Source organism: Methyloversatilis sp. MC4-4, from assembly GCF_049843555.1.
GTDB lineage: Bacteria > Pseudomonadota > Gammaproteobacteria > Burkholderiales > Rhodocyclaceae > Methyloversatilis > Methyloversatilis discipulorum_B.
Map to the genome: position 1 here is coordinate 990,391 of NZ_JBBHZK010000002.1, position 13,155 is coordinate 1,003,545.

The following is a 13,155-nucleotide window of genomic DNA, read 5'->3' on the forward strand; positions in this document are numbered from 1 at the left end:
CGGCGGCGCAGCAACACCCCTCCTGCACGACTTCCCGAGTGCCTTGGCCGAACCGCATGTGACAGCGATCGCGCGCTGCGGCTACGATGGAATCGACACCGGGACCCGAGGAGGCTGCCATGAGTGAAGGGCGCAAGACCCTGACGCGTTACACCATCGAGGCGCAGCAGCGCCACCCGCACGCCAGCGGGATCTTTTCCAGCCTGCTGAACGCCGTGGCCACCGCGGTGAAAATCATCGCCAATCATGTGAACAAAGGCGCGCTGGTCGGTTCGCTCGGCAGCTTCGAAGCCGTCGGCAGCGGCGCGGCCATCAATCTGTCCGGTCGCGTCACGCAGAAGCTCGACACCATCGCCAACGAGGCGATGCAGCGCGAGTGCGAATGGGGCGGCCATCTGGCCGCGCTGGCGCCGGAGGGTCTGGAAGGCTTCATCCCGACACCGGACGAGCCGCCGCGCGGCAAATACCTGCTGCTGTTCGATGCGCTCGATTGCAGCAACAACATCGACGTGAACCTGACCGTAGGCAGTCTGTTTTCGGTGTTGCACGCGCCGAACCCGGGCGCCGAACCGCAGTTGTCCGATTTCCTGCAGCCGGGCACCGAACAGGTGTGCGCCGGTTTCGCGCTGTACGGCCCGTCGACGATGCTGGTGCTGACCACCGGCGAGGGCGTGGACGGCTTTACGCTCGATCGCGACATCGGCGCCTTCATCCTCACGCACCCGCAGATGCGGATTCCCGAGCACACGACCGAATTCGCGATCAACGCGTCGAAGTCGCGTTTCTGGGAGCCGCCGGTCAAGCGCTACGTCGAGGAATGTCTGGCCGGCCAGACCGGACCGCGCGGCGAGGATTTCAACATGCGCTGGATCGCCTCGCTGGTGGCGGAAACCTTCCGCGTGCTGACGCGCGGCGGCGTCATCATGTATCCGGAAGACACGATGCAGAGCGCGTCGCCGGGCCGCATTTCGCTGATGTATGAGGCGAATCCGATCGCCTTCCTGATCGAACAGGCAGGCGGCGAAGCCACCAACGGTCGGCAGCGCATCATGGAACTGACGCCGCGCAGCCTGCAGAGCCGCACGCCGCTGATCTTCGGCTCGCGCGAGGAGGTGCGCCGCATCGTCCAGTACCACACGGAAAGCGACCAGGGACTCGATCGGGAATACACTTCGCCGCTCTTCAACGTGCGCGGCCTGTTCTCGGCGCTCTGAGCGGTCGCGCGCACCAGCCCACGGGAAAGTACTCCGGATGTCCGCCCGCCACCCTGTCATCGCGATCACCGGCTCATCGGGTGCCGGCACGAGCACGGTCACGCGCACCTTCCAGCACATCTTCCGCCGCGAAGGCGTCAACCCGGTCATCGTCGAAGGCGACGCCTTCCATCGCTACGACCGCGAGGAAATGAAGGCAGCGATGGCGCGCGAGGCCGCCGCCGGCAACGAACACTTCAGCCACTTCGGTCCGGACGCCAATCTGTTCGAGGAACTGGAGACGCTGTTCCGCCAGTACGGCAACGACGGTAGCGGGCGCATCCGCAAATACCTGCACAACGAGTGTGAAGCCGCTCCCTATCAGCAGGCGCCCGGCACCTTCACGCCGTGGGAGGACATCCCAGCCGGCACTGACATCCTGTTCTACGAGGGCCTGCATGGCGCGGTGAAGACGGACAAGGTCGATGTCGCCCAGCATGTCGATCTGCGGATCGGCGTGGTGCCCATCATCAATCTGGAGTGGATACAGAAGCTGCACCGCGACCGCGAACAGCGCGGTTACACGACCGAGGCGGTGACCGACACCATCCTCCGCCGGATGCCCGAGTACGTGCACTTCATCTGTTCGCAGTTCGAGAACACGCACATCAACTTCCAGCGCGTACCGATGGTGGATACGTCCAACCCCTTCATCGCGCGCTCGATTCCGACGCCGGAAGAATCAATGGTGGTGATCCGCTTCGCCAACCCGCGCGGCATCGATTTCCAGTACCTGCTGGCGATGATGGGCGGCGCCTTCATGTCGCGCGCCAACACCATTGTGATTCCCGGCGGCAAGATCGACCTGGCGATGCAGCTCATCTTCACGCCGCTCATCCTGCGACTGGTCGAGAACGGCCGCAAAGCGCGCGCTCGCTACTGAAAAGCACGGCAACGCCGCTGTTGCCGCCACTGCTCCACCCCGATCGCCGGCAGATCCGCGCCCTTCCTGCGCCGCAGCACGGCTGGCGTGACCCCTTGTTTTCGCGGATAATTGCGGGTTTTTCCGGCCGGAACCCCCTCTGATGAGCGCGCCCTCCATCACCCCGAAAGCAGGCTTCAACCCGATCACCGGCGCAATCCGCGCCCTGGCGATGGACGCCGTGCAGAAAGCCAATTCCGGTCACCCCGGCGCCCCGATGGGCATGGCAGAGATCGCAGAAGTGCTGTGGCGTCACCACCTGAAGCACAACCCGGCCAACCCGAACTGGGCTGACCGCGACCGCTTCGTGCTGTCGAATGGCCACGGCTCGATGCTGCTGTACGCGCTGCTGCACCTCTCCGGCTACGACCTGTCGATCGACGACATCAAGTCCTTCCGCCAGCTGCACTCGAAGACGCCAGGCCACCCGGAGCACGGCTACGCGCCGGGCGTCGAAACCACCACCGGCCCGCTGGGCCAGGGTCTTGCGAACGCGGTCGGCATGGCGATCGCCGAACGGGCGATGGCGGCGCAGTTCAACCGCCCCGGCCACACGGTGGTCGACCACTACACCTATGCCTTTGCCGGTGACGGCTGCCTGATGGAAGGCATCTCGCACGAGGCGTGTTCGCTGGCCGGCACCCAGGGTCTGGGCAAGCTGATCGTGTTCTACGACGACAACGGCATTTCGATCGACGGCCACGTCAAGGGCTGGTTCGCCGACGACACGCCGAAGCGCTTCGAAGCCTACGGCTGGCAGGTCATCCCGGCGGTCGACGGCCATGACGCCGCCGCCATCGACGCCGCCATCCGCGCCGCCAAGGCCGACACGGCGCGCCCGACGCTGATCTGCTGCCGCACGGTCATCGGCCTCGGTTCGCCGAACAAGGCCGGCGGTCACGACGTGCACGGCGCGCCGCTCGGCGCCGCCGAAATCGAGGCCGCCCGCGCCCACATTGGCTGGACGCACGCACCGTTCGAGATTCCGGCCGACGTGTACGCCGCCTGGGATGGCCGTCCGGCCGGCAAGAAGGCGGAAGAGGAATGGTCCGCCCGCTTCACCGCCTACAGCGCCGAACACCCGGAACTGGCCGCCGAATTCACCCGCCGCATGCGCGGCACGCTGCCCGACAACTTCGAAGAGGTGGTCGCCGACACGATCGCGAAGTTCGACGGCAAGGCCGAGAACATCGCCAGCCGCAAGGCCAGCCAGAACTGCATCGAAGCGTTCGCGCCGGCATTGCCGGAGCTGCTGGGCGGCTCGGCCGACCTGGCCGGTTCCAACCTGACGCTGTGGTCCGGCTCCAAGGGCATCTCGCCGAAGAACCCGGGCGGCAACTACATCTACTACGGCGTGCGCGAATTCGGCATGGCGGCCATCGCCAACGGCATTGCGCTGCATGGCGGCTTCATCCCCTATACCGCCACCTTCCTGATGTTCTCCGAGTACGCGCGCAACGCGCTGCGCATGGCGGCGCTGATGAAGGTGCGTCAGGTGTTCGTGTTCACGCACGACTCGATCGGCCTCGGCGAAGACGGCCCGACCCACCAGCCGGTGGAACAGACCGCCACGCTGCGCCTGATGCCGAACATGGACGTCTGGCGTCCGTGCGACACGGTTGAATCCGCCGTGGCTTGGGCCAGTGCGATCAAGCGTGCCGACGGCCCGACCTCGATGATGTTCTCGCGCCAGAACCTGCCGCACGTTCCGCGCGACGCCGCGACCACCGCCGCCATCGCGCGCGGTGGTTACGTGCTGTCCGATGCGGCCGGCAAGGTGGAAGCCGTGCTGATCGCCACGGGCTCGGAAGTATCTCTGGCACTGGCCGCACAGAAGACGCTGGAAGCGGAAGGCATCACGGTGCGCGTGGTGTCGATGCCGTCGACCAGCGTGTTCGACCGTCAGGACGCCGCCTGGCGCGAAACCGTGCTGCCGCGCGGCATTCCGCGCGTCGCGGTGGAAGCGGGCGTGACCGATCTGTGGCGCAAGTACGTCGGTCTCGAAGGCGCCGTGGTGGGTCTGGACCACTTCGGCGAGTCCGCTCCGGCCGGCGAGCTGTACAAGGCTTTCGGCATCACCGCCGACGCGGTGGCGCAGGCGGCACGACAACTGCTTGGCAGGTAAGCGCCGACGCGGCGGAATGAAGTCCCGATCCGCCGCGTTTGCGTTTCCAAATGCCAATTTAGGCGCAGCGCAGCCACAAGTTGCGCCGCACAATCGAAGACTTTTCTTGAATCCACACCCAACGGAGAGGGAGTTGCTGAAATGACGATCAAGGTTGCGATCAATGGTTACGGGCGTATCGGCCGCAATGTGCTGCGTGCGCACTACGAAGGCGGCAAGCGCCACGACATCGAGATCGTCGCGATCAACGACCTCGGCGACCCGAAGACCAACGCGCACCTGACGCAGTACGACACCGCGCACGGCAAGTTCCCGGGCACGGTCAGCGTCGACGGCGACTACATGGTGGTGAATGGCGACAAGATCCGCGTGCTGGCCAACCGCAACCCGGCCGAACTGCCGTGGGGCGAACTGGGCGTCGACGTGGTGATGGAATGCACCGGCTTCTTCACCACCAAGGAAAAGGCCTCGGCCCACCTGAAGGGCGGCGCCAAGAAGGTGATCATTTCCGCCCCGGGCGGCAAGGACGTGGACGCCACCGTCGTCTATGGCGTGAACCACGGCGTGCTGAAGGCCACCGACACCGTCATTTCGAACGCCAGCTGCACGACCAACTGCCTGGCGCCGCTGGCCAAGCCGCTGAACGACAAGATCGGCATCGAAACCGGCCTGATGACCACCATCCATGCCTTCACTAACGACCAGGTGCTGACCGACGTCTATCACGAAGACCTGCGCCGCGCCCGCAGCGCCACGCAGTCGATGATCCCGACCAAGACCGGCGCCGCCGCCGCGGTCGGTCTGGTGCTGCCGGAACTGAATGGCAAGCTGGACGGTTTCGCGATGCGCGTGCCGACCATCAACGTGTCGGTGGTCGACCTGACCTTCACCGCCAAGCGCGCCACCACGGTGGATGAAGTGAACGCCATCCTGAAGGCCGCATCGGAAGGCGAACTGGCCGGCATCCTCGGCTATAACACGCTGCCGCTGGTGAGCATCGACTTCAACCACGATCCGCGTTCGAGCGTGTTCGACTCGACCCAGACCCGCGTGTCGGCCGACGGCAAGCTGGTCAAGGTGCTGTCCTGGTACGACAACGAGTGGGGCTTCTCGAACCGCATGCTGGACACCACCGTCGCGCTGATGAGCGCCAAGTAAGGACACGGCATCGACGAGCGGGGTTCGGGCGCGTGCGCCCCTGCCCCGCTTCGTTTTTCCCCTTCCCGAAAATCCACTCGATCACGCTCATCACGCACCGCGCGGAGGATTCATCATGCAGTTCAAGCGACTTTCCGATCTCGATCTCAAGGGCAAGCGGGTATTCATCCGCTCCGACCTGAACGTACCGCAGGACGACGCCGGCAATATCACCGAAGACACGCGCATCCGCGCCTCGCTGCCGGCCATCCGCGCCGCCCGCGACGCCGGCGCCGCCGTCATGGTCACCTCCCACCTCGGTCGTCCGACCGAAGGCGAACTGAAGCCCGAGGACTCACTGGCGCCGATCGCCCGCCGCATGTCGGAACTGCTGGGCTTCGAAGTGAAGCTGGTGGCGAACTGGGTCGATGGCGTGCAGGTCGCGCCGGGCGAAGTGGTGCTGCTGGAGAACTGCCGCGCCAACAAGGGCGAGAAGAAGTGCGACGATGCGCTGTCGAAGAAGCTCGCCGCGCTGTGCGACGTGTGGGTGAACGACGCCTTCGGCACCGCTCACCGTGCCGAAGCGACCACCTTCGGCATGGGCCAGTACGCCCCGATCGCCTGCGCCGGCCCGCTGATGGCGAGCGAGCTGGACGCGCTGGGCAAGGCGCTGGGCCAGCCGGCCCGCCCGCTGGCGGCCATCGTCGCCGGTTCCAAGGTATCGACCAAGCTCACGCTGCTGGAGAATCTGGCCGACAAGGTCGACCAGCTCATCGTCGGCGGCGGCATCGCCAACACCTTCCTGCTGGCTGCCGGCAAGAAGATCGGCAAGTCGCTGGCCGAAGCCGACCTGGTCGACGCTGCAAAGCGCGTGATGGCCAAGACGAACGTGCCGCTGCCGGAAGATGTCGTATGTGCGAAGGCCTTCGCCGCCGACGCCGAAGCCACGGTCAAGGCGGTCGATGACGTGGCCGACGACGACATGATTCTGGACATCGGACCGAAAGCCGCGGCCAAGCTGGCGGAAACGCTGAAGGCCGCCGGCACGGTCGTGTGGAACGGTCCGGTCGGTGTGTTCGAATTTGACGCGTTCGGTCACGGCACCGAAACCGTGGCGCGTGCGATTGCAGATTCGAAGGCCTATTCGATCGCCGGTGGTGGCGACACGCTCGCCGCCATCGCAAAATACGGGATCGCCGATCAGGTGAGCTATATCTCGACCGGCGGCGGCGCCTTCCTCGAATTCCTCGAGGGCAAGACGCTGCCGGCAGTCGATATCCTGCTCAAGCGCGCCAACGGCTGAACATTACAGAACGCGCATACAAAACAACGAGGAGTCCGCCCAGCCATGCATCGCTTCACCAAAATCGTCGCCACACTCGGCCCCGCTTCCAGCGACCTGGCCACGCTCACCCGCCTGGTCGAGGCCGGAGTCGATGTCGTGCGGCTCAACTTTTCGCATGGCAAGGCGGACGACCACCGTGCGCGCGTCGAAACGCTGCACGCGGTCTGCGCCAAGGTCGGCCGCACGGTCGGCATCATGGCCGATCTGCAGGGCCCGAAGATCCGCGTCGGCAAGTTCGCCGGCAGCAAGGTGCTGCTGAAGGCCGGCCAGAAGTTCGTGTTCGACATCGAGTGCCAGCTCGGTGACGCCGACCATGTCGGTCTGGACTATCCGGAACTGGTGAACGACGTGGAACCGGGTGCCGTGCTGCTGCTCGACGACGGTCGCATCGTGATGGACGTGAAGTCGGTCACCGACACGCAGATCCACTGCACGGTGCGCCACGGCGGCGAGCTGTCGAACAACAAGGGCATCAACCGCCAGGGCGGCGGCCTGTCGGCGCCAGCGCTGACCGCGAAGGACATGGAAGACATCAAGGTCGCGGCGTCGCTGAATGTCGACTTCGTCGCGGTGAGCTTCCCGAAGAGCGGCGCCGACATGAGGCAGGCGCGTGATCTGCTGCGCGCGGCCGGCTCCAACGCGCAACTGATCGCGAAGATCGAGCGCGTCGAGGCGATCCCCGCGCTCGAGGAGATTCTCGAAGCGTCGGACGGCGCCATGGTGGCGCGCGGCGACCTCGCGGTCGAAGTGGGCGACGCGGCCGTACCGGCGATGCAGAAGCGCATCATTCGCGTGTCGCGCGAAATGAACAAGCTGGTCATCACTGCCACGCAGATGATGGAATCGATGATCAGCAGCCCGGTGCCCACCCGCGCCGAAGTGTCGGACGTCGCCAACGCGGTGCTCGACGGCACCGACGCCGTCATGCTGTCGGCCGAAACCGCCTCCGGCCAGTACCCGGTCGAGACGGTCGAGGCGATGAGCCGCATCTGCATCGAAGCCGAGAAATCGGCCGAGGTGAAGCTGGACCAGGAATTCCTGCAGCGCGTGTTCACCCGCATCGACCAGTCGATCGCGATGGCCGCACTGTTCTCGGCCTTCCACCTGAAAGTGAAGGCGATCGCCACGCTGACGCAGTCCGGCTCGACCTCGCTGTGGATGTCGCGCCTGAACAGCGGCGTGCCCATTTACGCGCTGACACCGGAAGTGCGCACCCGTTACAAGTTGTCGATGTACCGTGGCGTGACGCCGCTGATGATCAAGCTCGATCCGGACGCCGACCGCGACCGCATGCTGATCGACGCCGAGGCCGAACTGCTGCGCAGCGGTGCCGTGAAGGTCGGTGACCTCATCGTGCTGTCCTTCGGCGAGCCTATTGGCGTTCCGGGCGGTACCAATACACTGAAAATCGTCAAGGTCGGGGAGTATCGTCAACTCTCCACCGTAATCTGAACTCGCAGGAGAAACTCATGCCTCTGGTATCCATGCGCCAACTGCTCGACCACGCCGCCGAAAACGGCTACGGCCTGCCGGCATTCAACGTGAACAATCTCGAGCAGGTGCAGGCGGTGATGAGCGCCGCCGACGAAGTCGGCGCCCCGGTCATCCTGCAGGCCAGTGCCGGTGCCCGCAAGTACGCCGGCGAGAGCTTCATCAAGCACCTGATCCAGGCCGCGGTCGAAGCCTATCCGCACATCCCGCTGGTGATGCACCAGGATCACGGCCAGTCGCCGGCGATCTGCCAGGGCGCCATCGATCTGGGCTTCGGCTCGGTCATGATGGACGGCTCGCTGAAGGAAGACGGCAAGACCCCGGCCTCCTTCGACTACAACGTCGACGTCACCCGCCGCGTGGTCGACATGGCGCACAAGGTCGGCGTCACGGTCGAAGGCGAGCTGGGCTGCCTCGGCTCGCTCGAAACCGGCATGGCCGGCGAGGAGGACGGCCACGGCGCCGAAGGCAAGCTGGACCACTCGTCGCTGCTGACCGACCCGGAAGAAGCCGCCCAGTTCGTCAAGGCCACCCAGCTGGACGCGCTGGCCATCGCCATCGGCACCAGCCACGGCGCCTACAAGTTCACCCGCAAGCCGACCGGCGACATCCTGGCGATCTCGCGCGTCAAGGAAATCAACAAGCGCATCCCGAACACGCACCTGGTGATGCACGGTTCGTCGTCGGTGCCGCAGGACCTGCTGGCCATCATCAACCAGTACGGCGGCAAGATGAAGGAAACCTACGGCGTGCCGGTCGAGGAAATCCAGGAAGCGATCAAGTACGGCGTGCGCAAGATCAACATCGACACCGACATCCGCCTGGCGATGACCGGCGCGGTGCGCAAGTTCCTGGCCGAGAATCCGGACAAGTTCGACGCCCGCGAATGGCTGAAGCCGGCCCGCGAGGCGGCCAAGCTGATCTGCAAGGAACGTTATCTGCAGTTCGGTTGCGAAGGCCAGGGCAGCAAGATCAAGGCCATCCCGCTCGACGAGATCGCCCGCCAGTACGCCAGCGGCAAGCTGGCCCAGACCGTCAACTGATCCTTACCGAAGACCGCAACGAAGATCGAAATGGCCGACGCACTGTTCGAATCCAGCATCAAGAGCCTGCCGCTGATCGCCCGCGGCAAGGTCCGTGACATCTACGCGATCGACGACGAGAAGATGCTCATCGTCACCACCGATCGCCTGTCGGCGTTCGACGTCATCCTGCCCGACCCCATCCCGGGCAAGGGCAAGGTGCTGACGGCCGTTTCGAACTTCTGGTTCGGCAAGCTGGCCGGCGTATCGCCCAACCACCTGACCGGCATCGCGCCGGAGTCGGTGGTGACCGCGGACGAACGCGATCAGGTCGAAGGCCGTGCCATCGTCGTGCGGCGGCTCAAGCCGCTGCCGATCGAAGCGGTCGTGCGCGGCTACCTGATCGGTTCCGGCTGGGGCGACTACTCTCGCACCGGTTCCGTGTGCGGCGTGCAGTTGCCGCACGGTCTGCGCATGGCCTCGAAGCTGCCGTCGCCGATTTTCACGCCGGCCACCAAGGCGGCGGTGGGCGACCACGACGAGAACATCAGTTATGCCCAGACCGAAGCGCTGATCGGTGCCGCCATGGCGGCCAAGGTGCGCGACACCGCGATCGCGCTGTACAGCGCGGCCGCCGACTACGCGAAGAGCCGCGGCATCATCATCGCCGACACCAAGTTCGAGTTCGGCCTCGACGCGGATGGCAATCTGATCCTGATCGACGAGGCACTGACGCCGGATTCGTCGCGCTTCTGGCCGGCCGACCAGTACCAGGAAGGCAGCAACCCGCCGTCCTTCGACAAGCAGTTCGTACGCGACTACCTGGAAACGCTGGACTGGAACAAGACTGCGCCCGGCCCGCGCCTGCCAGCCGACATCATCCAGCGCACCGGCGACAAGTACCGCGAGGCGCTGACGCGGCTGATCGGCTGACCCGCCTTCCGCCCCGACACAACGGAGCGCTCCGCCCTGGCGGACCGCTCCGTTTTCGCTTCTGTCGTTCTCAGGTGCCGGTACGCGGTACCGTCCCGGTCCGTGCCGGTGCGTCGGCCGGCACGGCGTCCGCCTGATCGAACGGACGAAAGCCCGCCAGCGTGAAACGGAAGGTGGCGCCGCGCCCCGGCGCCGCCTCGACGCCGATGACGCCGCCGTGCCGCTCGACGATGCGCTTGACGATGGCCAGCCCCACCCCGGTGCCCGGAAATTCTTCCGCGCCATGCATGCGCTGGAACACGCCGAACAGGCGATCGGCGTAGGCCGGATCGAAGCCGACCCCGTTGTCGCGCACGCAGATCGCCGCGATGCCGCGCCGGCTCTCGACGAACACCTCGACCCGCGGTTGCGGACTGCGCGAAGAGAACTTCAGCGCATTGCCTATCAGGTTAACGAACACCTGCCGCAGCATGGACGGGTCGCCGCTGGCATGCCCCAGCGGCGACAGTTCGACGCTGGCCGCCGGGTACTGTTCGGCCAGATCGGCGACGACATGGGCCGCCAGCGTATCCAGATTGACTTCGCTGTGCGCCATGTCGACGCGCGAAACCCGCGAGAAATGCAGGATGTCGTCGATCAGCAGACCCATGCGCGTGGCGCCGCGCTGTATGCGCTCCAGCATGTCGCGCCCTTCGTCGTCCAGCGCCGCGCCGGCGTGCTCGGCCAGCAGGTGCGCGAAGCCGTTGATCGCCCGCAGCGGGCTGCGCAGATCGTGCGACACCGAGTACGAGAAGGCTTCCAGTTCGCTGTTTGCCTGCTCCAGCAGCGTGGTGCGCTCGGCCACGCGGCGCTCCAGCGATTCGTTCAGTTCGCGCACCTGGCGCTCGGCGCGCGCCCGTTCGAGCGCCAGCTGGGCAATGTCGACCAGCCGCTCGATCACGTTCTCGTCCGCCCGTCCGGGCCGCCAGGCCTGCGGGTGCAGGATGATCAGTCCGCCCAGCACTGCGCCGTCCTGCGCCGCGAGCGGCAGCGCCCACAACGCACGCACGCCCTCGGCGGCGAACAGCGCACGACAGCCCTCGAGATCGGGCGACGCCTGCACATCCTCGCACAGCAGCGGACGGCGCCCCGCCAGCGTTTCGAGAAGGCGCCCATCATGGTCGGCACCGGCCGGACTGCGGCGCAGCCAGTCCCCCAGCACAGCCGGCAGATTCGCACCGACCACATCGACCACGGCGCTCGTATTCGGTGTCAGCGTGAGCACCGCGCAGATCGAGTCCTCGTTGAGCAGGCCGGACACCAGCCGCGCAAAACGCGACATCACTTCGGTCAGCGGCATGGCGGCGGCGATCAGCGACAGCAGTTCGCGTTCGGCCACATCGACCTCTTCCAGCCGTTTGCGCAAGGTGATGTCGGCCACGGTGCCGACGACGCGGCTGCTGCGTCCGCTGGCGTCGCGCTGTGCGACGCCACGCAGCAGGAACCAGCGGTAACCGCCGTCGGCATGACGCATGCGCAGTTCCTGCTGGAAGTGATCGCTGCGCCCCTTCAGATGGCTGGCAACCATGGCCGACCAGGCCTTGCGGTCGTGCGGATGAATGCCGGCGACGAACTCGCGCACGCGCATGCGGCGGCCACCCGCGTCGTAACCCATGATCTGCGACAGACGTGGCGACACATACATGCGGTCGCTGCCGGTGATCCACTCGGCCAGCCCCTCGTTCATGCCGCGCAGGGCCAGTGCGTAGCGCTGCTCGCTGGCGCGCAGCGCACGCTCGGCGCGAATGCGCGCGGTGAGATCGGAATAGGACGCCACCACGGCGTACGGCCGCTTGCTGCCGGCGTGGAACAGCGGCTGCGTGTTGACGGTCAGCCAGCGCATCTGACCGGACGCGCTCTCGGCACCGATCACCACGTCGCGCGCCGGCAGACCATCAGCCAGCGACCGGATGACCGGGTGCATGTCGCGCGCCAGCGACCGCCCCTGTTCATCGCACAGCGTGAATTCGTCGCCGCCGCCAGGCAAACCAGCGTGTGCCGCGTCGAGCCAGGCACAGGATTCGGCCGAGCGGTTGCTGGTCAGCACCCGGGCCTGCGCGTCGTAGAGCACGACCGCCTCCGACAGCGCACCGAGCAGCACGCGGAAACGCTCCTCGCTGGCGGCCAGCGAACGTTCGGCCTGCTTGTGTCCGGTGATGTCGTGGCAGATGACCAGCAGTGCCGGCTGCCCCTGATGTGAAACCGGACGGGTTGCCGCCGACACCCAGCGCACCGAACCGTCACGACGGCGCAGCGGCAGTTCGACGTCATCGGTGCCGCGCCCCTGCGCCAGCACCTCGACCACGCGCGATCTGTCCTCGGCGTTCTGGCAGAACTCCACGATGCTGCGACCGAGCAGTGCATCGGCCGCCTCGTTGGCCATCGTGGCGAGCGCAGCATTGAGCACGCGCATGCCGCCGTCGGGCAGTGAGCAGATGCAGGCGGGCATCGGCAACTCGTGCAGCAGTGCGGCCGTATCGTCGGCCGGCGCGGGCAATGGCTCGGCCGGTTGCGATGCCGACGCGGCACGAACCAGCCAGACGCCGCAGGCCACGCACCAGACCAGCCAGCCGACCTGTGCCACCCACGGCTGGTCGATCAGGACAAAGGCACCGGGCACCCAGAGCGCCGAAACGCCAAGCGCCAGGCGCGCACGAGAGCGACCGGATGTGCGGAGCGGGCCGAAAAAACCGGACAGGAGGCCTCTCGACAAGGTCATCCATTTCTCCAGGAGCAAACGACGAGCGGGGTTCTGGCTCGGGGCCGGCGTGCTGCGGCGCTGCTGCACGCACCGGAAGCGGCCGTCTTCGCACCTTCGAGTGGCGGGAAGTGGAGGCGTTCCGGTCTCGGGGATAGTACAAGGAAATAAGTACGCGGCAAGATCGCTT

At 66.2% G+C, this 13,155-nt stretch carries 9 protein-coding genes; 8 read left to right on the forward strand and 1 reads right to left on the reverse strand.

Features of this window, described 5'->3' with window-relative positions; translation table 11 throughout:
• The first annotated feature begins 119 nt into the window (after window positions 1-119).
• The 8 genes from WDZ97_RS11440 (at window position 120) to WDZ97_RS11475 (ending at window position 10,228) form a co-directional block, all read left to right on the forward strand.
• Window positions 120-1,214 (forward strand): class 1 fructose-bisphosphatase, encoded by a 1,095-nt coding sequence (locus tag WDZ97_RS11440; protein ID WP_020163519.1) that lies wholly within the window; start codon window positions 120-122, stop codon window positions 1,212-1,214.
• A gap of 37 nt (window positions 1,215-1,251) precedes the next feature.
• Window positions 1,252-2,136, forward strand: a complete 885-nt coding sequence (locus WDZ97_RS11445) for a phosphoribulokinase (protein WP_304004786.1) — start codon at window positions 1,252-1,254, stop codon at window positions 2,134-2,136.
• Between the two features lie 142 nt (window positions 2,137-2,278).
• A complete protein-coding gene (tkt, locus tag WDZ97_RS11450) occupies window positions 2,279-4,300 on the forward strand; it encodes a transketolase (RefSeq protein ID WP_304004784.1) in 2,022 nt (673 codons plus the stop codon).
• A 141-nt stretch (window positions 4,301-4,441) separates the two neighbouring features.
• Window positions 4,442-5,458, forward strand: a complete 1,017-nt coding sequence (gene gap, locus WDZ97_RS11455; RefSeq protein WP_304004782.1) for a type I glyceraldehyde-3-phosphate dehydrogenase — start codon at window positions 4,442-4,444, stop codon at window positions 5,456-5,458.
• Between the two features lie 115 nt (window positions 5,459-5,573).
• A complete protein-coding gene (locus WDZ97_RS11460; protein ID WP_425762819.1) occupies window positions 5,574-6,740 on the forward strand; it encodes a phosphoglycerate kinase in 1,167 nt (388 codons plus the stop codon).
• 45 nt (window positions 6,741-6,785) lie between these two features.
• Window positions 6,786-8,234 (forward strand): pyruvate kinase, encoded by a 1,449-nt coding sequence (gene pyk / locus WDZ97_RS11465; protein ID WP_304004776.1) that lies wholly within the window; start codon window positions 6,786-6,788, stop codon window positions 8,232-8,234.
• Between the two features lie 17 nt (window positions 8,235-8,251).
• Complete coding sequence (fba, locus tag WDZ97_RS11470; protein ID WP_304004773.1) at window positions 8,252-9,316, forward strand: class II fructose-bisphosphate aldolase; 1,065 nt, start codon at window positions 8,252-8,254, stop codon at window positions 9,314-9,316.
• Between the two features lie 30 nt (window positions 9,317-9,346).
• Window positions 9,347-10,228: a phosphoribosylaminoimidazolesuccinocarboxamide synthase gene (locus WDZ97_RS11475; protein WP_304004771.1), complete on the forward strand. Its 882-nt coding sequence runs from the start codon at window positions 9,347-9,349 to the stop codon at window positions 10,226-10,228.
• 70 nt (window positions 10,229-10,298) lie between these two features.
• Here the strand turns inward: WDZ97_RS11475 and WDZ97_RS11480 are convergent, their stop codons facing one another.
• Window positions 10,299-12,887, reverse strand: a complete 2,589-nt coding sequence (locus WDZ97_RS11480) for a PAS domain S-box protein (protein WP_425762820.1) — start codon at window positions 12,885-12,887, stop codon at window positions 10,299-10,301.
• Window positions 12,888-13,155 lie beyond the last annotated feature (268 nt).

What these genes read in the sequence shown, in the direction of transcription:
- WDZ97_RS11440 (WP_020163519.1), top strand. Translation starts at nt 120, where the DNA reads ATGAGTGAAGGGCGCAAGACCCTGACGCGTTACACCATCGAGGCGCAG.
- WDZ97_RS11445 (WP_304004786.1), top strand. Translation starts at nt 1,252, where the DNA reads ATGTCCGCCCGCCACCCTGTCATCGCGATCACCGGCTCATCGGGTGCC.
- tkt (WP_304004784.1), top strand. Translation starts at nt 2,279, where the DNA reads ATGAGCGCGCCCTCCATCACCCCGAAAGCAGGCTTCAACCCGATCACC.
- gap (WP_304004782.1), top strand. Translation starts at nt 4,442, where the DNA reads ATGACGATCAAGGTTGCGATCAATGGTTACGGGCGTATCGGCCGCAAT.
- WDZ97_RS11460 (WP_425762819.1), top strand. Translation starts at nt 5,574, where the DNA reads ATGCAGTTCAAGCGACTTTCCGATCTCGATCTCAAGGGCAAGCGGGTA.
- pyk (WP_304004776.1), top strand. Translation starts at nt 6,786, where the DNA reads ATGCATCGCTTCACCAAAATCGTCGCCACACTCGGCCCCGCTTCCAGC.
- fba (WP_304004773.1), top strand. Translation starts at nt 8,252, where the DNA reads ATGCCTCTGGTATCCATGCGCCAACTGCTCGACCACGCCGCCGAAAAC.
- WDZ97_RS11475 (WP_304004771.1), top strand. Translation starts at nt 9,347, where the DNA reads ATGGCCGACGCACTGTTCGAATCCAGCATCAAGAGCCTGCCGCTGATC.